This window comes from Stenotrophomonas sp. NPDC077659, from assembly GCF_050268705.1.
In the GTDB taxonomy this organism is placed as follows: domain Bacteria; phylum Pseudomonadota; class Gammaproteobacteria; order Xanthomonadales; family Xanthomonadaceae; genus Stenotrophomonas.
In genome coordinates this window covers 1-18,884 of the sequence record NZ_JBNNHG010000068.1, presented here as the reverse complement: position 1 = coordinate 18,884, position 18,884 = coordinate 1, and the positions used below count along the sequence as shown (strand labels likewise).

Sequence of the window (18,884 nt, the reverse complement as noted above, 5' to 3'; positions counted from 1 at the left end):
CTTGAAGTTGGCTTCGCGACCATTGGTGTCGGTCAGCACACCGCGGTCCATGACCTGCAGCAGGATGTTGAAGATGTCCGGATGCGCCTTCTCGATTTCATCCAGCAGCAGCACGCAGTGCGGGGTCTTGACGATCTTTTCGGTGAGCAGGCCGCCCTGGTCGAAGCCGACGTAGCCCGGGGGCGCACCGATCAGACGACTGATCGAATGCGGCTCCATGTATTCGGACATGTCGAAGCGGACCAGCTCGATGCCCAGCTGCAGCGCCAGCTGCTTGGTCACCTCGGTCTTGCCCACGCCGGTGGGGCCGGCGAACAGGAAATTGCCGATCGGCTTTTCCGGATTGCCCAGGCCAGAGCGCGCCAGCTTGATGGCCGAGGCCAGCGTGCCGATGGCCGGATCCTGGCCGAAGATCACCATCTTCAGGTTGCGCTCCAGGTGCTGCAGCACATCCTTGTCGGTGGCGCTGACCTGCTTGGCCGGGATGCGCGCCATCTTGGCAATGATCGCCTCGACTTCCTCGACGTCGATCAGCTCCTTGCGCTGGCCCTCGGGCAGCAGGCGCTGGCGGGCGCCGGCCTCGTCGATGACGTCGATGGCCTTGTCCGGCAGCAGCCGGTCGGCAATGTGCTTGACCGACAGATCCACCGCCGCCTGCAGCGCTTCATCGGAGTAGGTCACGCCGTGATGGGCTTCGTACTTGGACTTCAGGCCCTGCAGGATCTCGTAGGTTTCGCCCACGGTCGGCTCGACGATGTCGATCTTCTGGAAGCGCCGGGCCAGCGCACGGTCCTTCTCGAAGATGCCACGGTATTCCTGGAACGTGGTCGAGCCGATGCAGCGCAGCTCGCCCGATGCCAGGGCCGGCTTGATCAGGTTGGAGGCATCCATGGTGCCGCCCGACGCCGAGCCGGCGCCGATGATGGTGTGGATCTCGTCGATGAACAGCACCGCGTTGGGTACTTTCTTCAGCGCGGTCAGCACGCCCTTCAGGCGCTTTTCGAAATCGCCGCGGTACTTGGTGCCGGCCACCAGGGCGCCCAGGTCGAGCGAGTAGATTACGGCATCGGCCAGCACATCCGGCACGGAGCCTTCGACGATGCGGCGGGCCAGGCCCTCGGCGATGGCGGTCTTGCCCACGCCGGCCTCGCCCACGTACAGCGGGTTGTTCTTGCGGCGGCGGCACAGGACCTGGATGGTGCGCTCGATTTCGTCGGCGCGGCCGACCAGCGGGTCGATGCGTCCGGCCCGGGCCTGTTCGTTGAGGTTGCTGGCGAATTCGGCGAGCGCGTCGCCCTTGGGCTCGCCCTCCCCGCCTTCCAGGCGGCTTTCGCCCTCAGAGGAGGACGCCTGTTCCCCTTCCTCGCCCAGCTTGGCGATGCCATGGGACAGGTAATTGACCACGTCCAGCCGGGTGACATCCTGCTGGTTGAGGTAATAGACGGCGTGGGAGTCCTTTTCGCCGAAGATGGCAACCAGCACGTTGGCGCCGGTGACCTCCTTCTTGCCCGAGGACTGCACGTGGTAGACGGCCCGCTGCAGCACGCGCTGGAAGCCCAGGGTCGGCTGGGTATCGCGGCCATCGTCCTCGGCCAGGCGCGACACTGATGCCTCGATGGCCTGTTCCAGTTCCTGGCGCAGGCGTTCGGCATCGGCACCGCAAGCCTTGAGCACGGCCTGGGCGGACGGATTGTCGAGCAGTGCCAGCAGCAGGTGTTCGACCGTCATGAATTCATGCCGGGCCTCACGGGCGCGCTTGTAGCACTGGCCGATGGTGTGTTCGAGGTCTTTGCTGAACATGGATTACTCCGGCGGCAGATGGGGACAATATGCGGCCTGGCTACGCGATTTCCATCACCCTAGCGGATTGCTGCGTTCAGATGGCGTTAGTAGTGCAGATTGTTTGCCGTGGTTCACACCGGGCATTGCAGTAATGCACGCAGGCCGGGGGCTGAACCGGCCAGGCGGAGGGGGCAGTTGAGCTTGCTCGACTGCCGGGCTCAGTCGAGCAAGCTCGACGCTGCCGGAGACCGGTCAGGCCTTTTCCATCGTGCACAGCAGCGGGTGCTGGTTCATGCGTGAGTATTCGTTGACCTGCGCGACCTTGGTCTCGGCCACTTCACGGGTGAAGACCCCGCAGACGCCACGGCCGCGGGTATGCACATGCAGCATCACCTGCGTGGCCTTGTCCAGGTCCATGCTGAAGAACTGCTGCAGGACGTCCACCACGAAATCCATCGGGGTGTAGTCGTCGTTGAGGATCATGACCTGGTAGAACGGGGGCGGCGCCACTTCCGGGCGCGCGGGCTCCACGGCAATACCGTGATCGTGATGGGAATCGGGGGAGGACTCGCGGGGCATCCGTACATTATAGAGGGTGCGGCGGCGCTTCGCCGGAGCGGCGCGGAATGGACGGCACGCACGACCACCGTCACAATTAGCGCCTGTCCCCGACGTTTCACAGGATTTTCATGAAAAGGACCCTTCTGCCTGCGTTGCTGATCGCCCTGCTGGCTGCCGCCGGCAATGCAGGCGCCACGACCGATGCCGACAGCCCCAAGGGGGATGCAGCCATCGCCCGCCACCTGGACAAGCTGGGCTACACCTACGAGGTGGACGAGGACGGCGACTACCAGATGGTGTTCGACGTGGAAGGCGACCGCACCCAGATGGTCTATGTGCGTTCGGCCGTGGAGGACTTTGGCAGCCACAACATCCGCGAGATATGGTCGCCGGGCTATGTGTCCACGGCCAAGCAGTTCCCCGAAGCGGTGGCCAACCGCCTGCTGGAAGACTCCCAGGACGCCAAGATGGGCGGCTGGGTGAAGCAGGACAAGACCGCCATGTTCGTGGTGAAGATCGACGCCGATGCCACTACCGACCAGCTCAGCGACGCCATCGATGCCGCCATCCGTACCGCCGATGCGATGGAGCTGGAGCTGACCAAGAAGGACGACCTCTGAGTTGAACGCTGTGCAGGACCCGCGCTGGGCACCGCATGCCACCGTGGCCACCGTGGTGGTCGACGGCGGCCGCGTGCTGCTGGTGGAAGAGACCATCGACGGCCGGCAGGTGCTGAACCAGCCCGCCGGGCACCTGGAACCGGGCGAAAGCCTGGCCGCCGCCGCCCTGCGCGAGACCCGCGAGGAAACCGGCTGGACGGTGGAGCTGACCGCCTTCATCGGCTGTTACCAGTGGACCGCGTCGGATGGCACTGCGTTCCTGCGCTTCTGCTACGCCGCCCGCCCGCTCTCGCACGATCCGGACCAGCCGCTGGATGCCGGCATCGACCGCGCCCTGTGGCTGGACCCGGCCGAGCTGCGGGTGGCCGGGCCGCGCCTGCGCAGCCCGCTGGTCTGGCAGGTGGTGGCCGACTATCTGGCCGGCCAGCGCCACCCGCTTTCGCTGGTCCGGGAGGTCGCATGAGCAGCCCACGGGTGATGGTCGGCGTGTCCGGCGGCGTGGATTCATCCGTGGCCGCCTGGCGCCTGGTGCAGCAGGGGGAATCCGTGGCCGGCCTGTTCATGCAGAACTGGGCCGACGACGGCAGCGGCGACTGCCGCGCCGAGGATGATCGCCGCGACGCGGTGGCCGTCTGCGGCCTGCTCGGCATCCCGTTCCATTTCCGCGATTTTTCCAGCGAGTACTGGCAGGGGGTGTTCGAGCACTTCCTGGCCGAATATGCCGCCGGCCGCACGCCCAACCCGGACGTGCTGTGCAACCGCGAGGTGAAGTTCAAGCACTTCCTGGACGCCGCCCGCGAGCTGGGGGCCGAGCGCATCGCCACCGGCCACTACGCCCGCATCGCCCAGCGTGGCCCGCAGTGGCTGCTGCTGCGCGGTGCCGACCGCGCCAAGGACCAGAGCTACTTCCTGCACCAGCTGGGGCAGGAGCAGTTGGCCGCGACCCTGTTCCCCATTGGCGACCTGGAAAAGAGCGACCTGCGCCGGATCGCGCGTGACGTCGGCCTGCCGACCCATGCCAAGAAGGATTCGACCGGCATCTGTTTCATCGGCGAGCGCGACTTCCGCGAGTTCCTCGGCCGCTACCTGCCGGCCAAGCCCGGCCAGATCGTCGACCCGGCCGATGGCAGTGTCATCGCCGAGCATCCGGGGGTGTTCTATTTCACCCTGGGCCAGCGCGAGGGCCTGAACATTGGCGGCGTGCGTGGACGTCCCGCTGCGCCGTGGTACGTGGTCGGCAAGGACGTGGCCAGCAATGTGCTGTACGTGGACCAGGACCGCGACAGCAGGTGGATGCTGTCCGACCGCCTGCGCTCGGAGGCCGCGCACTGGATCGCCGGCACACCGCCGGCGCGGCGCTTCGAGTGCACCGCCCAGACCCGCTACCGGCAGCCTGACGAGCCGTGTACGGTCGAGGTGCTGGACGATGGCAGCGTGCTGGTGACCTTTGCCCGCCCGCAGCGCGCCGTTACCCCTGGCCAGTCGCTGGTGCTGTATGACGGCGATGTCTGCCTGGGCGGCGCGGTCATCGCCGCCACCGATGCGCCGCTGGAACAGCGCCTGCGCACCACCCCTTCTCCTTTTGAGGTAATCGCTGCATGAGTTTCACTGTCGACGACCGCGTTCTGGCCCTGGCCGGCATTGCCCAGGCCCTGCAGCAGGTGCGCCGTATCGCCGATACCGGCCATTCCGACGCGGCAGCGGTGCGTACCGCGGTGGACAGTGTGTTCCGCATTGATGCCGCCTCCCCGCAGGAGGTCTTCGGTGACCGCCACGCGTTGAAATCCGGCCTGCGCCTGCTGCACAACTATTTCCGCAACCAGGGCCAGGACCCGATCCTGCCCAAGCTGGCGCTGTCGGTGCTGCAACTGGAGCGCCGCTTCGTGCAGGACGGTGCCACCGTCAACAAGGTTGCCTCGGGCATCGAGCGCGCCCACCGCCAGGCCGCCGAGCTGGGCGACAGCGGCCATCCGGACGTGCTGGAGAGCCTGGGAGGCCTGTATGCAGACACCATCAGCCACCTCAAGCCGCGCGTGATGGTGCAGGGCAATCCACACTATCTCGGTCAGGCCGGGGTGGTGGCCGAGATCCGCGCCCTGCTGCTGGCCGCCGTGCGCGCGGCGGTGCTGTGGCGGCAGCTGGGTGGCAGCTATTGGGACTTCCTGCTCAGCCGCAAAGCGATGACCGAAGCCGTGGACCGGCAGCTGGGCTGAGGCACGGTGCCCGCCGGGCCATGCCCGGCGGACGCGTCGGAAATCCGGCGCTTCCAGAAGGCACATCGACGTTAAAGAGAAAGGGCGTACGGCCGATACATCCTCCGTGCACCTCCCGAGAACGTCCATGTACTCACGCATTTTCATCCGTCTGGCCGCCCCCCTGGCCCTGACTCTGCTGCTCCCCTTTGCCATCGGCTTTGAATGGCCGGCCGCCCTGCGCTGGGCGATCCTGACCACGATGACGCTGAGCTGGCTCGGCTTTGCGTGGTGGACCACCCGCGCCCAGGCGCAGCGTTCCCCGGAACATGCCCGTGTTCTGCGTGAGCAGGACCAGCTGCTGACCGAGCTGCGCAGCTTCGTCGGCAACGAAATCGATGGTTCGCGTGGCGAAGTGGAACGCGCCCGTGACCTGATCCGCCAGGCCGTCTCCAGCCTGGGCGGCAGCTTCGACGCGATGAACCGCAAGTCGCGCCAGCAGAGCCAGGCGCTGTCGCGCATCGTCGACCGCGCCGGTGACGAAGGCAGTGCCGGCCTCGACGTCGCCCGCTTCGCCCAGCATGCCAACCACCGCATGGAACAACTGGTTGAAGCACTGGAACAGGTGAGCGGCCAGAGCAGCACCACCGTGCAGCACATCGACCAGATGGCCCAGCACCTGGACGGCATCTTTGCCCTGCTGGAAGACGTGAAGTCGATTGCCGACCAGACCAATCTGCTGGCGCTGAACGCGGCCATCGAAGCAGCGCGTGCCGGTGAAGCCGGTCGCGGCTTTGCCGTGGTGGCCGACGAAGTGCGCAACCTGTCCGAGCGCTCGACCACCTTCAACGAGCAGATCCGCAAGCTGGCCCACAGCTCCAAGGACGCCATCGCCAAGGTGCGCGAAACCGTCTCGCACATGGCCTCGCGCGATATGGACCGTTCCCGCGAAGCGCGACAGGAAGCGGCGGCGATGCTGGACAACGTAGCCCAGATCAATGCCTCGCTGGGTGACGGCATGCGCGAGGTGTCCGAGTGCGCCCGTGCGATCGATGGCAGCGTGGCCGAAGCCGTGCGCGCCCTGCAGTTCGAGGACATCGCCACCCAGGCACTGGGCGGCGTACACACCCACCTGGACCGCCTGACCGCAATCAACCGCGAGGCCGTGGCTCTGCAGGAGCTGCTGCACCGCAATGGCGGCGTGTTCGATGCAGAGATCGCTACCGCCCTGCAGCGCACCGGCAGCCGATTGCGTGAGCTGCGCAGCGAATGGGAGCGCCCGCCGCACAAGCCGGTCGCCCAGCAGAACATGGGCGCCGGCACGGTCGAACTGTTCTGATCCTGATGTCCGCTGCCTGCTCCGGCAGCCCGCAAGGCCCCGGTCATTCCGGGGCTTTTGCCTGTAATCTGACTCTGAACGCCCCTGCCCCGCGCACCATGACCTTGATCCGCGCCCTGCCCCCGATCAACCCCGACGAGCGCCCGCGCAACCCCAGCGTGCGCGAGCAGTTGCAGCAGCTGGAGGTGGTCGCACGCGAGGAGATCGAGGAGCTGAGGCAGCTGGCCGATGCCCGCCCTGCCCCGTCGGCGCCTGCGGGGGAGCTGCTGGGGATGGCCTGGGATCTCGGGCTGGATGGGGATTCGCTGTAGATCCACGCCGTGCGTGGATGGGTTGCCGCGATATTTGCACCCGTGTGTGCACCTGCGCGGTTCAGGATTTACTGCGTGGTCTGAGAAGCGGGAGCAGGACACACTGCCGCTCCTGCTCTGTTTCCCAGGCATCTACATGGCGTTCAATCTGGACGAAGCCCGCCAGGCTTTTGAGCAATTCCTGATGTCGTCAGGCTGGCACACGGTAGACGGTGGGGCCTGCCATTGCTCACTCCGCGGTCGCCTCGGGCTGACCAGAAACATCGTTCCGGGCAGTGTCCATCGTCAGATACTCAGCCCGAGCGATCTGGCTTGAAAGGAATGACCTGCAGAAGCCCTGCAGGAGCAGGTCCATCCTTACATCATCCACGCATGGCGTGGATCTACTGAGACAGTTGCTGTTCCAGGCGCGCACGCGCGAATGCAGTAGATCCACGCCATGCGTGGATGATCGCGGATGCAGGCACTCACCAGAGCAGAATCCCGGGCAACCACCACATGGATGGCACTCCGCCGGGCATGGCCCGGCGCTACTGCACCAGGACGATCTGCGGGGTGGCGTGCTGCTGGCGAAGCCACTGCGCCAGGTCGCGAGGGCTCAACGGGCGCGAGTACAGGTAGCCCTGGATCTCGTCGCAGCCCTGGCGGCGCAGCATGTCTTCTTCCTGGTGCGTTTCCACGCCCTCGGCCACCACCTTCATGCCCAGCGCGTGGCCCAGGTGCACGATCGCCTGGGTCACCTCGGCCGTGCCCGAATCATGCAGCATGCCCTGCACGAAACTGCGGTCGATCTTCAGGCGGCCCACCGGGAAGCGGTTGAGATAGTTGAGGTTGGAAAATCCGGTCCCGAAGTCGTCCACCGCCAGCGGCACGCCGTGCCGTTCCAGTACGTCGAAACAGTGGCGAAGGATGTCGGTGTCACGGATCAGTGCCGATTCGGTCAGCTCCAGCTCCAACCGCTGCGGCGGCCAGCCGTGGGCGTGGCAGATCTCTATCACGCGCTCGGCAAAACCGCGGTCGCGCAGCTGCACGGCCGACACGTTCACGGCGATGCGCTCGAAGCGCAGGCCGGCACGGTCCCAAGCCGATGCCTGGCGGCAAGCCTCCGTCAGCACCCAGTCGCCGATGCGAACGATCTCGCCGCACTTTTCGGCAATGGGAATGAATTCGGCCGGGCTGCAGTAGCCCACGCCGGGCCGATGCCAGCGCAGCAGTGCCTCGATGGCCGGTGGCTCGCCGTGGTGGGTGTGCAGCAGCGGCTGGTAGGCAAGGCTGAACTCCTCGCGCTCGATCGCACCATGCAGGCCGTGCTCGATGTCCAGCCGGCGCTGGATGCGCGCCAGCGCGTCCTGGCTGTAGTACTGGTAGGTATTGCGCCCCGCTTCCTTGGCCGCGTACATGGCCGCGTCGGCGGCGCGCAGCAGCGAATCAAAATCGGCCTGGCCGTCAGTCAGCATGGCGATGCCCACGCTGGCCCCCACCTTCAACACCGTGTCACCGCGACGCAGCGGCTCGGCCAGCGAGCCGATCAGCTTGCGTGCCACGTGGCCGGCATCTTCCGGTTCAGCCAGATCGCGCAGCACCACGATGAACTCGTCACCGCTGAAGCGGCCGAACAGATCGTTGTTGCGCAGGTTCTGGTGCAGCCGGGCTGCGGCGGCCTTCAGCAGCGCATCGCCTGTGGCGTGGCCGAAGCTGTCGTTGATGTTCTTGAAGCCATCGAGATCGATGAACAGCATGGCCAGTGAAGTACCACGGTCACGGGCCTCCTCGATGGCCTCGGCGGTCTGCTCGCCCAGCAGCACCCGGTTGGGTAGGCCGGTCAGCAGATCGTAATGCGCCAGCAGCTCGATGCGCTCATTGGCCTCGCGTTCGCGGGTGATGTCACGGAACAGGACCACGAAGCGGGCCGGCAGGCCATCGCGGCGGTCCAGTTCGATCAGTACCTGCACCCACACCCGCAGGCCCGACTGGCGATAGAAGCACAGGTCCAGCTGTTCCGGCAGCCCGCCACCGGCGATGCGCAGCAGCGCGGCTTCGAAATGCGCGCGCGAATCCTCGGTGTACAGGGACAGGGCCTGGTCCAGGGTGATCGGCTCCTTGCGCAGGCCGTGAATGCGGTAGCACTCCTCGGTCCATTGCATGTGCCGGGTGCTGACTTCGATCTCGCAGCCGCCGATACGGCCCAGCGCGGAAACGCGGTTGAGCAGCTCGGTGCGCCAGCGGATGAGCGCGTCGGTCTGGTGCTGCTCGGTGATGTTCTGCACCTGGCCCAGCAGGCGCTTTGGGTGGCCATCCATGTCCAGGAGCGGCTGCATCCACAGGCGCAGGTGCTGCGAGGGCTCATGGCCGCGGGTCAGTTCCAGCTCCAGGTTGGCAGCGCGGCCGTCGCGCCACAGCCGGCGCCAGGCGGCGCGCAACGCGCCCCGCGAGCGCGGATGCAGCTGCCGCAGCCACCGCCGCTGCCCGGGCACCTCGCCCGGCTCCAGGGCCAGCAGCGAACGCAGCTCGGGCGACCACCAGAACCGCTGGGTGGTGGGATCGAAGGACCAGCTGCCCATGCTGGCGATGCGCTGGGCTTCACTCAGATGCAGTTGCTGTTCCTGCAGCAGCACTTCCAGCTGCTTCTGCTGCTCGATATCGGTGTGGGTGCCGACCATGCGCAGCGGCTGGCCATCGGCGGTGCGCGAAACCACGCGGCCGCGGTCCAGCACCCAGCGCCACTGGCCATTGTCGTGGCGGAAGCGGAACTGGGCGCTGTACTGTTCGCTGTTGCCGCGCAGGTGTTCGTCCAGGGCTGCACGCATGTCGTCCAGGTCGTCGCTGTGTACGCGGGCGATGATGCCGTTGGCGGTTTCGTCCACCAGGGCCGGTGTGCGTACGACCCGGTCACTGGGAATGTCCCAGTCCCACAGACTGTGGCCGGCACTGTCCAGGGCCAGCTCCCAGCGCCCGCCCGCATCGATCGGCACCGGCTCGGGCACGCTGAGGGTGAACGCCAGCAGGTTGCCGTTGCCATCATGCACGGCACGCAGGTACCCGTCGTAGTGGCCGCGGGGGCCACCCGGCAGGGTGCAGGGAACGATGCCGCCGTCCGCGGCCAGCAAGCGCAGGTCCTCCAGCATCGGGGCATAGGCGGCCACCGTCGCCGGCAGCCCATGTTCACGCGCGGCCGGATTGGCTGCCAGCGGACGGCCGCCACGGTCGACGATGACCAGTGCCGAGGCGAGCGGGTGCTGCAGCAGGCTGGCGATGATCCCTTGGTCCACGCGATGTTGCTCCGGAATGGCGCGCCCGACAGCGGGGCACGCAGTGGTTAACGGCGGCTCCGGCGGATAATTGAGTGCTTGGGCGCACCCGCGCGTTACTATGGCCCGCGCCCCCTCCTGCTTCCCTGCCCGATGCCCGTACAACCGACCGGCACTGACCCCGTTCCCGACCCGCAGATGGCCAAAGCCCTCAGTCGTGACCGGCGCCGGGTCGTGCTGAGTTATCTGGCCCTGGCGCTGGCCTGGATGATCGCTACCGACGGTGCCATGGCTTCGCTGGTGCCCGACCCGCAGCAGCTGGCGTTCTGGCAGACCGTAAAGGACGCCTTCTTCGCCTTTGCCAGTGCCGGTCTGCTGTACCTGCTGCTGCGCCCGCTGGCCGAGCACGTGCTGCACACCCACGCCCGCCTGCAGGGTTCGGAACTGCGCCTGCGGCAGCTGTTCGAGGGCAACCCGGGGCCGATCCTGGTCTACGACCTGGGCAGCCTGGCCATCCTCGATGCCAACCCGGCGGCGTGCCAGGCCTTCGGCTGGGAGCGCGACGAATTGCTGGAACAGACCATCGACGTGCTCTGGTCACCCGGCGACCGCCAGGTGCTGCAGGCCAAGCTTGAGGACATCCGCGAGGCACCCGACCAGATCTGCATCCTGCGCACGCCGCTGCAGCTGCGCGACGGCAGCCGCCGGCAGATGGAGCTGCGCTCGAATGCGATCGACTACGACGGGCACACCGCCCGTCTGCTGATCGCCATCGACCGCACCGCCGAAGACCTGGCCCAGCTGCGCCGCGACCAGGCCCTGGCGCGCGTGGATGAAGCACACGAGCTGGCCCGCATCGGCGCCTGGGAACTGGACCCGGCCAGCGGCCTGGGTCGCTATTCCAACCAGGTCTACCGGCTGCTGGGCCGGCGTGTACCCGAGGCGCGGCGCTGGCATCGTTTCGATGAACTGCTGGTGCCGGCCGACCCGGCCACCGCCACCCAGACCGAGCAGCTGCTGGCCGAACTCTGCGCCGGCCCGGCGGCACAGGTGGACGTGCTGCTGCCGCTGCTGTCGATGGAGGGCCGTGCGCTGATGGTGCACCTGCGCGCGGCCCGTGGCCTGGACGAGGTGGGCCGTGAGCGGGTGCTGGGCACGCTGCAGGACGTGACCGAGCGTGAGCAGTCGCGCCGGTTGCTGCGTGAGCGTGAGGAGCAGTTCCGTGAGCTGGTGCGGGTACTGCCCGACGGCGTCGTCATCCTGTCCGACGAACACGTCCTGTATGCCAACGCCTGGGCCGCGGCGCTGTTCGGCTATGGCAGCCACACCCTTCTGGGCGAGCCACTGGCGGCACTGGTGGCACCGTCCGAACTGGACCGCGTGCGCCTGCAGCTTCACGCCGGCCAGCCGCAGCACAGCCCCGGCCACAACAGCGTCATGGTGATGCAGCGCGCCGACGGCCGCCCCTTCCACGCCGGCCTGGCCGTCGGTGAGGTGCGCTACGGCGGACGCGACTGCAAGCTGCTGATCGTGCGCGACCTGAGCGAATCCGAGCGCACCCGCAGCGCCCTGGAAACCAGCAACCGCGAACTGCAGGCCATGGCCGGCCGCCTGTTCTCGCTGCAGGAGGACGAACGCCGGGCCATCTCGCGCGACCTGCACGATGACATCGGCCAAGCGATCACCGCGATCAAGCTGTCAGCCTGTGCCGCACAGGATGAACAGGACGAACAGCGCCGTGGCGAGGACCTGGCACAGATTGTCAGCCTGGCCGACACCACCGTGGCCAAGCTGCGCGATATTTCCACCCTGCTGCGCCCGCCGCAGCTGGACGCACTGGGCCTGGAGGCCGCGCTGAGCTGGCAGGCCCGCGTGCTGTTCCGCTCCTCGCCGGTGGAGCTGCTGGCCGAGATCGATACCCTGCCCACCCGCCCGGACAACTGCATCGAGCAGGCCTGCTTCCGTATCGCGCAGGAAAGCCTGACCAATGTGCTGCGCCATGCGCGTGCCAGCCAGGTGCAGCTGCAACTGCGCGATGTCGACCAGCACGGGCTGCATCTGCAGATCCGCGACGATGGCGAGGGCTTCGACCCGGACGGCCCGCGCGGGCTGGGCCTTATCGTGATGCGCGAACGCGCACAGAGCGTGGGCGGCCACGTCCGCATCGAGTCGGCGCACGGCGCCGGCACCCTCGTCGACGTCCATCTTCCTTACCAGGCGGCCACTGCGCCCGCCACCGAGTCCCCGGAATAACGCGCCATGTGGAATCCCAACATGCCCCTGGTCAGCATCGACGACGCCCCCGACAGGCTGGGTGCCGGCAACCCCGAACTGCAGGCCATGGTCAGCGAAGCCGCCTCCGGTGGCACCCCGCTGATGCTGATGCACGTGGACATCGACCACTTTGCTTCGGTCAACGAGAACATGAGTGCCGAAGTCGGCGACCAGGCCCTGGTACTGGTAGGCCATCGCCTGCAGTCCTACCTGCGCGGCCGCGGCAAGCTGTGGCGGCATGGCAGCGACGAGTTCCTGCTGGCGGTACCGCGCACGGCCGACCTGCCACTGCCGGAGGATTTCGCCGAGGAGATCCGGCAGCAGATGGAGCTGCCGCTCTCGGTGCTGCCGTACACGCTGTTCATGACCGGCAAGCTGGGCGTGAGCCTGTGCCCGGAACACGCCAGCAGCGCCTCGCGCCTGCTCGACCACGCTGAGGACGCGCTGTACCAGGCCGCGCGCGAAGGGGGCAATGCAGTGCGCATCCATGCCGTGGATACGCCGCCGAGCGCACACAGCGAGAGCATCATCGCCCGCCAGATCGTCGATGCGATCCCCAATGGTGAGCTGAAACTGCGCTACCAGCCGCTGGTCAGTGCGCGCGATGGCCACGTGGTGGGCATGGAAGCACTGCTGCGCTGGCAATCCCCTACCCTGGGCATGCTGGTGCCGGAGCGCTTCATGCGTACCGCCGAGCGGCTGGGCATCATCGTGCAGATCGGCACCTGGGTGCTGGAAGGGGCACTGAAGCAGGCCCGGCTGTGGCGCGACCAGGGCTTTGATGACTTCACCATCGCAGTGAACGTATCGACCCTGCAGCTGCTGCGCCCCAACTTCTTTGCCGAGGTGATGTCGCTGATGCAGGCGGCCGGCGTGCCGGCGCACATGCTTACGCTGGAAATCAACGAAAGTGCGCTGACCAACAACGTCAACTTCGTGCATGAAACGCTGGCCAACCTGCGCAATGAAGGCATCAGCCTGAGCCTGGACAATTTCGGCACCGGCGATTCCAGCCTGAGCGCGCTGGTGCGCTATCCGGTGGACAAGCTGAAGATCGACCGCAGCTTCATCAAAAGCGCACCAGCCGGCAACCGCGAGGCGGCCATCGCCCGCGCGATCATCGCCATGGGCCACCAGCTGGGCATGACCGTGATCGCCAATGGCGTGGAATCACAGGCGCAGCTGGGCTTCCTGCGTCGCAATGACTGCGACGTGTTCCAGGGCTATCTGTTCGGTGAGCCGATGTCGGCCGACGCGGCCGGCATGACCCTGCGCCGCCGCTACCTGCGCCCGGAGGCCTTTGCCGAGACCCGCCCCGACCGCACCCTGCTGTTGCTGGACGATGAGGAGAACGTGCTGCGGTCACTGGTGCGCCTGTTCCGTCGCGATGGTTACCGCATCCTCGCTGCCGGCAACGTGCGCGATGCCTTCGACCTGCTGGCGATCAACGACGTGCAGGTGATCCTGTCCGACCAGCGCATGAGCGACATGAGCGGCACCGAATTCCTGGGCCGGGTGAAGATGCTGTACCCGGACACGATCCGCCTGGTGCTGTCCGGCTACACGGATCTGAACACGGTGACCGATGCGATCAACCGCGGCGCCATCTATCGCTTCCTCACCAAGCCCTGGAACGATGACGAGCTGCGCAAGCACATCCACCAGGCGTTCCGCACGTATGAGGAACAGCGGCGCAGCAACGCCGGGCCGACGGCGGTGGAAGCCGGGGATGCAGGCGAGGATCGTACGCCGCTGCGGTGATCGGGCGAAACGCGGGCGCAGGTAGAGTCGACGGTCAGTCGACTGCTGTACGCGCAATGACGGAACGTCCCGCGCTGCGCGATAGTCGACTGACAGTCGACTCTACCGATCAGGCGCGTTGCGGCGCTCAGCGCGGCTGCTTGATCGGCAGCACCACGCGGAAGCGCGAGCCGACGCCGGGCGTGCTGTCCAGGTCGATGCGGCCGTGGTGCTTGTTGATGATGCTGTAGGAGATCGACAGGCCAAGCCCGGTGCCGCTGCCGACCGGTTTGGTGGTGAAGAACGGATCGAAGATGCGTTGGCGCAGTTCCGGCGAGATGCCGCCGCCGGTGTCTTCAAATTCCACCCACACCGTCTCGCCATCCACCCCCGTGCGCACGGTGATGGTGCCTCGCTCGGCAATGGCGTGGCCGGCGTTGAGCAGCAGGTTCATGTAGACCTGGTTCAACTCCGAAGGCAGGCACTCCACCAGCGGCAACTGACCGAACTCGCGTTGCAGGGTGACCTTGTACTTCAGCTCGTTCCAGATGATGTTGATGGTCGATTCCAGGCCGGAATGCAGGTCCACCAGCTTCCACGACTCGTCGCGGCCGGAATACGAGAAGTCCTTCAGATCACGCACGATGCGGGTCACCCGCTCGATGCCCTCGCGCGATTCGGCCATCAGCTGCGGCAGGTCGCGGCTGATGAAGTCGATGTCCAGGCGGTCCCGGATATCATCGATCTCCGGGATCAGGGCCTTAGGATCCGGTGCGCGCAGGGCGCGCTCGTAGGCTTCGATGACAGTGAACAGGCTCCGCAGGTACTCCTGCAGACTGCCCAGGTTGGAGTGCACGTAGCCGATCGGGTTGTTGATCTCGTGGGCGACGCCTGCGGCGAGCTGGCCGATGGACGCCATCTTTTCAGATTGCAGCAGCTTTTCCTGGGCGCCGTTCAGGCGCAGATAGGCCTGGCGCAGTTCGGCGTGGCGCTGCTGCAGCTCACGCTCGTAGTCTTCCTGGCCTTCGATGGGGTGGAACAGCGCCAGGTAATGGCCGCGGCCCGGTTCGCCGTGGTGGTAGAGGTGAGCGATGACCACGCCCTCACCCAGCGGCAGGCTGCCGTTCCATTGGCCGTGCTGGCGTGCCTGCCCGAGTGCATCTGGCGGCAGCAGCTGGCGCAGGCGTTGCGGCGCCGGCGCAATGGTATCGTCACTGCCCAGCAGGTTCTGTGCAGCCGGGTTGGCCAGGGCCACCTTGCCATCTTCGGTGAACAGCAGCAGCCCTTCGCGCAGGCGTTCGAGCAGGGCCTGCAGCACCGGCTGCGGCGGAAGGGGGGTGGTAACCAGGACGTTGGCGGCGGACACGGCGACTCGAGAGCTTGCGAACAGGCGTCCAATATACGCGCTGCCGCGCCAGCGCAGCAGCCCGCCGGCACCTGCCGGCCACCGCCATGCCAGGATCAGGCGATGGCGAGCGGGCGGCGCGCGTTGACCGTGTGTGCCTGGCCTTTGGCGTCGTAGGAGGACGACGCCTCGGTGCGGCCAAGCTGGCGCAGCGCCCAGTCCACCTCGCGGCGGCGGCGCGACAGCAGCACGCCGTTGGCGCGGTTGCGCTCGGCCAGCGCCTGCAACTGCTCGCCCTCGCCTACCGGCGGCGTCGAGTCCAAGGCCCGCAGCGCCTCCAGCTTGGCGCCGGTGGCGCGGATCAGCGCGTGCACATCATGCTCGACCAGTGCCTGGTGTTCGACATCCAGGGCCTGGGCAAGTCGCTGAAGATGTTCGCTCATCGCCGCGGTCATCCCTGCAGCTGCTGGTCCAGCTTGAGCATGCGCGATGCGATCGTGTCCGGATTGATCCTGTAGGTGCCGTTCTGCAACGATTCGCGCACGGCGGCCACGCGCTGGGCATCGATTGCCGGAGCGGTACTCAGCTCACGCTCGAGTGCCTGCAGGTTGGTCGCTTCGCCGGTGAGGCGCAGGCTGTCCGCCGCCTCGACCGGGCGCGCCGGAGCGTCGCCACTGACGCCGGCCTTGTTGGCCGGGGTCGTCACGCTGCGCAGTGCCTGGGGGACCTGCAGGTTGCCGTCGATTTTCTGGCTCATAGGGTGTCCTGGAGTTGCCGTACACAAGGGATAACGGCCGCAGGACCGTGATCTTTAGGGAAATTGCTGAATTTTTCAACGCGCCACGATTACGTCACCCCGGGCGTCGACCGTGCCCTGCACGATCCGCCGCGAGGACAGGTTCTCGACGGAGATCCGGTCGTTCTCACCTGCATCGCCCATGGCCCGGCCCGCAATGCGGACCTCCACCGAGCCGCGCCGTGAAACCAGGGCCACATTGTCTCCTCGCTTGATGAGACGCTGGGCCAGCAGGTCATTGGCCGACAGCAGGTTTCCGGCCTGCAACGGCCTGCGCGCGACCCGACCGACTGCCATGGCAGGATCGGAGAGCACGGCACCGGCAATGCGGGCGGCGTCACGTTGGGCAGTACCGATATCGGCCGCCGCCAGGGTTTCTCCAGTGGCAACGCCCCGGGTCAGCACCAACACCGTCTGGTTGTGGCGCACTTTGACCGGTACAAACAGTCGCCAGCCGCCCGCATCGGGGCAGCTCACTTCCACTGTGGTGCTGGCGGTGGGCTGCACCTGCAGGGCGGCGGCGCAGCGTGGCAGGCGCAGGGCATCGGCAACCACGGCTTCCCCCTCGCTGCCTGCTGGCAGGGTCGACAACGCCGCCGTACGGATGCTGGCCACGGGCTGCCAATCGGCCGCGGCCGCCCACGGCGCTGCCAGCGCGAGGATGACGATACCGGTGAGTGATGTAATGCGGCGCATGGCGCCTCCCGCGTGGTGAGACCTGGCCGGGTGGCTGCAAGCGGCGTGCCAGACACGCCTTTGTCGGGTCGACTGTTGGGCGACTGCCCTGCCCGGAAGAAGCGCCAGTCGACCAACGGTCGACTCTACCAATGGGGCAGTCGACCAACGGTCGACTCTACCGATACAAATACGCCTCAAGTTCGGCGGAGTCCCCGCCGATACAGCAGCCATGTCCCATGACCTGCTCAACCGGATCGACCAGCGGACCCGACTGGCCGGCCACAATCGCCTGGCGCTGCTGCTGTTCCGTCTCGGCGGACGTCAGCTTTTTGGCGTCAACGTCTTCAAGGTGCAGGAAGTGCTGCGCCGTCCGGAGCTGTTCCAGGTGCCTGGCCTGCCCGGCCAGTTCGCCGGTGTGGCCGACGTGCGGGGCCGCTCGGTGCCGGTTCTGGACCTGGGGCTGGCCATCGGCCACCCCGAGCGTGAACCGGATGCGGACACCGCCCCTGGCTACCTGGTGGTGACCGAGTTCAACCGCTCGATCCAGGGCTTCCTGGTCAGTGGTGTGGAGCGCATCGTCAACATTGCGGTGGAAGACATCCACCCGCCGCCGGAGCTGGGAGCCGAATCGAGCTACCTGACCGCCGTCACCCGCTTCCAGGGGGAGCTGATCCAGGTGATCGACGTGGAAAGCGTGCTGGCCGACATCGCACAGATCCGCGGTGAGGCGGTGCTGGACCCGGCCATGGCCATGCCGGCCGACGCCCCGCAGCTGCAGGTGCTGGTGGTGGACGACTCGCGCGTGGCCCGCCAGCAGATCCGCAGCGTGCTGGACCAGCTGGGGGTCGGCGCCACCCTGCTTTCCGATGGCAAGCAGGCGCTGGACCACCTGCTGCAGATCCACGCCTCGGGTGAAAACCCGGCCGACCGCTATGCCATGGTGATCTCGGACATCGAGATGCCGGCGATGGACGGTTACACGCTGACGACGGAAATCCGGCGCCACCCCGGCCTGGCCGGGCTGTATGTGCTGCTGCACACCTCGCTGTCCGGCGTCTTCAACAATGCAATGGTGGAACGCGTGGGTGCCAACGCCTTCGTGGCCAAGTACTCGCCGCACGAACTGGCCGACTTCGTGCTGGACCGCCTGCGCAAGGTGTCCATGGCGGCGTAAGGCCGCCTGTTCCGGTAGTGCCGGCCGTTGGCCGGTAACCGCAGCGATAACGGGGAGCCGGCCAGCGGCCGGCACTACCCCCTCTGGTTTGGCACACCCCTTGCAGCTCCCCGGGCAACGTTCCCGTGGGAGTGCACCGTGCGCAACCTGATTACCGATTACCTGGGCGTGCATGCCCAGGCCATGCCGTTGCGCGAACAGCGGATGAAGCTGATCGCCAGCAACCTGGGCAACGCCGATACCCCCGGCTACAAGGCCCAGGACCTGGACTTCGACGCCGCTCTGCGCAATGCCCAAGGGCTCGATGCCAATGGCCTGATGGCCACCACGAACGAACAGCACTACCCGATCAGTAGTGGCCTGAACCCGTTCCAGGTGGCCCGCGAGGGCGTACAGCCCAGCCTGGATGGCAACACCGTCGACCCGGACGCCGAGCGAGCCGCCTATGGCCGCGCCGCACTGGAATACCGCGCCTCGCTCAGCTTCGTCGAAAGCAAGGTGCGTTCCATGCTCACCGCGATCACGGGGCAGTAAGCCATGAGCAACCTGCCGATCTTCGATATCGCCGGTTCGGCGCTGCAGGCGCAGTCGGTGCGCATGAGCACCATCGCCTCCAATCTCTCCAACGCCGACAGCATTGCCGGCTCGGCCGATGCGGTCTACAAGCCGCTTGAGCCCATCTTCCAGGCGGTGACCAGCAAGACCGACCCGAACATCACTTCGGTCAAGGTCAAGGAAATCACCCAGAGCGATGCGGCGCCGATCAAGCGCTACGAGCCGGGCCATCCACTGGCCGATGCCGATGGCTACATCTACCAGCCCGA

Annotated in this window: 18 protein-coding genes; 11 read left to right on the top strand and 7 right to left on the bottom strand. The window is 66.9% G+C overall.

Features of this window, described 5'->3' with window-relative positions:
- Together ACQKDV_RS11455 and clpS are read right to left on the bottom strand one after the other, a co-directional pair.
- Nucleotides 1–1,800: AAA family ATPase (locus tag ACQKDV_RS11455; protein WP_427783865.1), on the bottom strand; the 1,800-nt coding region annotated here is incomplete at its 3' end.
- A 234-nt stretch (nucleotides 1,801–2,034) separates the two neighbouring features.
- The gene (clpS, locus tag ACQKDV_RS11450; RefSeq protein ID WP_427783864.1) at nucleotides 2,035–2,361 is read right to left on the bottom strand and encodes an ATP-dependent Clp protease adapter ClpS; all 327 of its coding nucleotides are present in this window, start codon (nucleotides 2,359–2,361) and stop codon (nucleotides 2,035–2,037) included.
- Between the two features lie 110 nt (nucleotides 2,362–2,471).
- On the opposite strand from clpS, the gene ACQKDV_RS11445 reads away from it, so the two are divergent.
- The 6 genes from ACQKDV_RS11445 to ACQKDV_RS11420 all read left to right on the top strand — a co-directional run bounded on the left by ACQKDV_RS11445 (nucleotide 2,472) and on the right by ACQKDV_RS11420 (nucleotide 6,805).
- Entirely contained in the window at nucleotides 2,472–2,963 is a 492-nt protein-coding gene (locus ACQKDV_RS11445; protein ID WP_427783863.1) for a hypothetical protein, read from the top strand.
- A 1-nt stretch (nucleotide 2,964) separates the two neighbouring features.
- Nucleotides 2,965–3,426 carry an NUDIX hydrolase gene (locus ACQKDV_RS11440; protein ID WP_427783862.1) on the top strand — a complete coding sequence of 154 codons (462 nt, stop codon included), beginning with the start codon at nucleotides 2,965–2,967 and terminating at the stop codon, nucleotides 3,424–3,426.
- Entirely contained in the window at nucleotides 3,423–4,565 is a 1,143-nt protein-coding gene (gene mnmA, locus ACQKDV_RS11435; RefSeq protein WP_427783861.1) for a tRNA 2-thiouridine(34) synthase MnmA, read from the top strand. Before ACQKDV_RS11440 ends, mnmA begins: the two co-directional genes overlap by 4 nt.
- Nucleotides 4,562–5,176 (top strand): high frequency lysogenization protein HflD, encoded by a 615-nt coding sequence (gene hflD / locus ACQKDV_RS11430; RefSeq protein WP_427783860.1) that lies wholly within the window; start codon nucleotides 4,562–4,564, stop codon nucleotides 5,174–5,176. Before mnmA ends, hflD begins: the two co-directional genes overlap by 4 nt.
- 127 nt (nucleotides 5,177–5,303) lie before the next feature.
- The gene (locus ACQKDV_RS11425; RefSeq protein WP_427783859.1) at nucleotides 5,304–6,494 is read left to right on the top strand and encodes a methyl-accepting chemotaxis protein; all 1,191 of its coding nucleotides are present in this window, start codon (nucleotides 5,304–5,306) and stop codon (nucleotides 6,492–6,494) included.
- Nucleotides 6,495–6,592: 98 nt separating this feature from the next.
- A complete protein-coding gene (locus tag ACQKDV_RS11420) occupies nucleotides 6,593–6,805 on the top strand; it encodes a hypothetical protein (RefSeq protein WP_427783858.1) in 213 nt (70 codons plus the stop codon).
- A gap of 530 nt (nucleotides 6,806–7,335) precedes the next feature.
- Here the strand turns inward: ACQKDV_RS11420 and ACQKDV_RS11415 are convergent.
- Nucleotides 7,336–10,074 carry a bifunctional diguanylate cyclase/phosphodiesterase gene (locus tag ACQKDV_RS11415; protein ID WP_427783857.1) on the bottom strand — a complete coding sequence of 913 codons (2,739 nt, stop codon included), beginning with the start codon at nucleotides 10,072–10,074 and terminating at the stop codon, nucleotides 7,336–7,338.
- Nucleotides 10,075–10,206: 132 nt separating this feature from the next.
- Between ACQKDV_RS11415 and ACQKDV_RS11410 the strand changes: the two genes are divergently transcribed.
- Nucleotides 10,207–12,306 (top strand): PAS domain S-box protein, encoded by a 2,100-nt coding sequence (locus tag ACQKDV_RS11410; protein WP_427783856.1) that lies wholly within the window; start codon nucleotides 10,207–10,209, stop codon nucleotides 12,304–12,306.
- 6 nt (nucleotides 12,307–12,312) lie between these two features.
- On the top strand, nucleotides 12,313–14,088 hold the full coding sequence (locus ACQKDV_RS11405; protein ID WP_427783855.1) for an EAL domain-containing protein: 1,776 nt from the start codon (nucleotides 12,313–12,315) through the stop codon (nucleotides 14,086–14,088).
- Nucleotides 14,089–14,215: 127 nt separating this feature from the next.
- Here ACQKDV_RS11405 and ACQKDV_RS11400 read toward each other — a convergent pair whose 3' ends face one another.
- The 4 genes from ACQKDV_RS11400 to flgA all read right to left on the bottom strand — a co-directional run bounded on the left by ACQKDV_RS11400 (nucleotide 14,216) and on the right by flgA (nucleotide 16,904).
- The gene (locus tag ACQKDV_RS11400) at nucleotides 14,216–15,433 is read right to left on the bottom strand and encodes an ATP-binding protein (protein WP_427783854.1); all 1,218 of its coding nucleotides are present in this window, start codon (nucleotides 15,431–15,433) and stop codon (nucleotides 14,216–14,218) included.
- A gap of 95 nt (nucleotides 15,434–15,528) precedes the next feature.
- Complete coding sequence (locus ACQKDV_RS11395) at nucleotides 15,529–15,867, bottom strand: flagellar protein FlgN (protein WP_427783853.1); 339 nt, start codon at nucleotides 15,865–15,867, stop codon at nucleotides 15,529–15,531.
- Nucleotides 15,864–16,169, bottom strand: coding sequence for a flagellar biosynthesis anti-sigma factor FlgM (flgM, locus tag ACQKDV_RS11390; RefSeq protein WP_427783852.1), 306 nt, complete (start codon nucleotides 16,167–16,169; stop codon nucleotides 15,864–15,866). The genes ACQKDV_RS11395 and flgM overlap by 4 nt, the downstream gene beginning before the upstream one ends.
- Before the next feature lie 75 nt (nucleotides 16,170–16,244).
- Nucleotides 16,245–16,904 (bottom strand): flagellar basal body P-ring formation chaperone FlgA, encoded by a 660-nt coding sequence (gene flgA / locus ACQKDV_RS11385; protein WP_427783851.1) that lies wholly within the window; start codon nucleotides 16,902–16,904, stop codon nucleotides 16,245–16,247.
- 211 nt (nucleotides 16,905–17,115) lie between these two features.
- Between flgA and ACQKDV_RS11380 the strand changes: the two genes are divergently transcribed.
- The 3 genes from ACQKDV_RS11380 to ACQKDV_RS11370 form a co-directional block, all read left to right on the top strand.
- Nucleotides 17,116–18,060 carry a chemotaxis protein gene (locus tag ACQKDV_RS11380; RefSeq protein ID WP_427783850.1) on the top strand — a complete coding sequence of 315 codons (945 nt, stop codon included), beginning with the start codon at nucleotides 17,116–17,118 and terminating at the stop codon, nucleotides 18,058–18,060.
- A gap of 138 nt (nucleotides 18,061–18,198) precedes the next feature.
- The gene (gene flgB / locus ACQKDV_RS11375) at nucleotides 18,199–18,594 is read left to right on the top strand and encodes a flagellar basal body rod protein FlgB (protein WP_427783849.1); all 396 of its coding nucleotides are present in this window, start codon (nucleotides 18,199–18,201) and stop codon (nucleotides 18,592–18,594) included.
- A gap of 3 nt (nucleotides 18,595–18,597) precedes the next feature.
- On the top strand, nucleotides 18,598–18,884 hold a 287-nt coding region (locus ACQKDV_RS11370; protein ID WP_427783848.1), incomplete at its 3' end, for a flagellar basal body protein.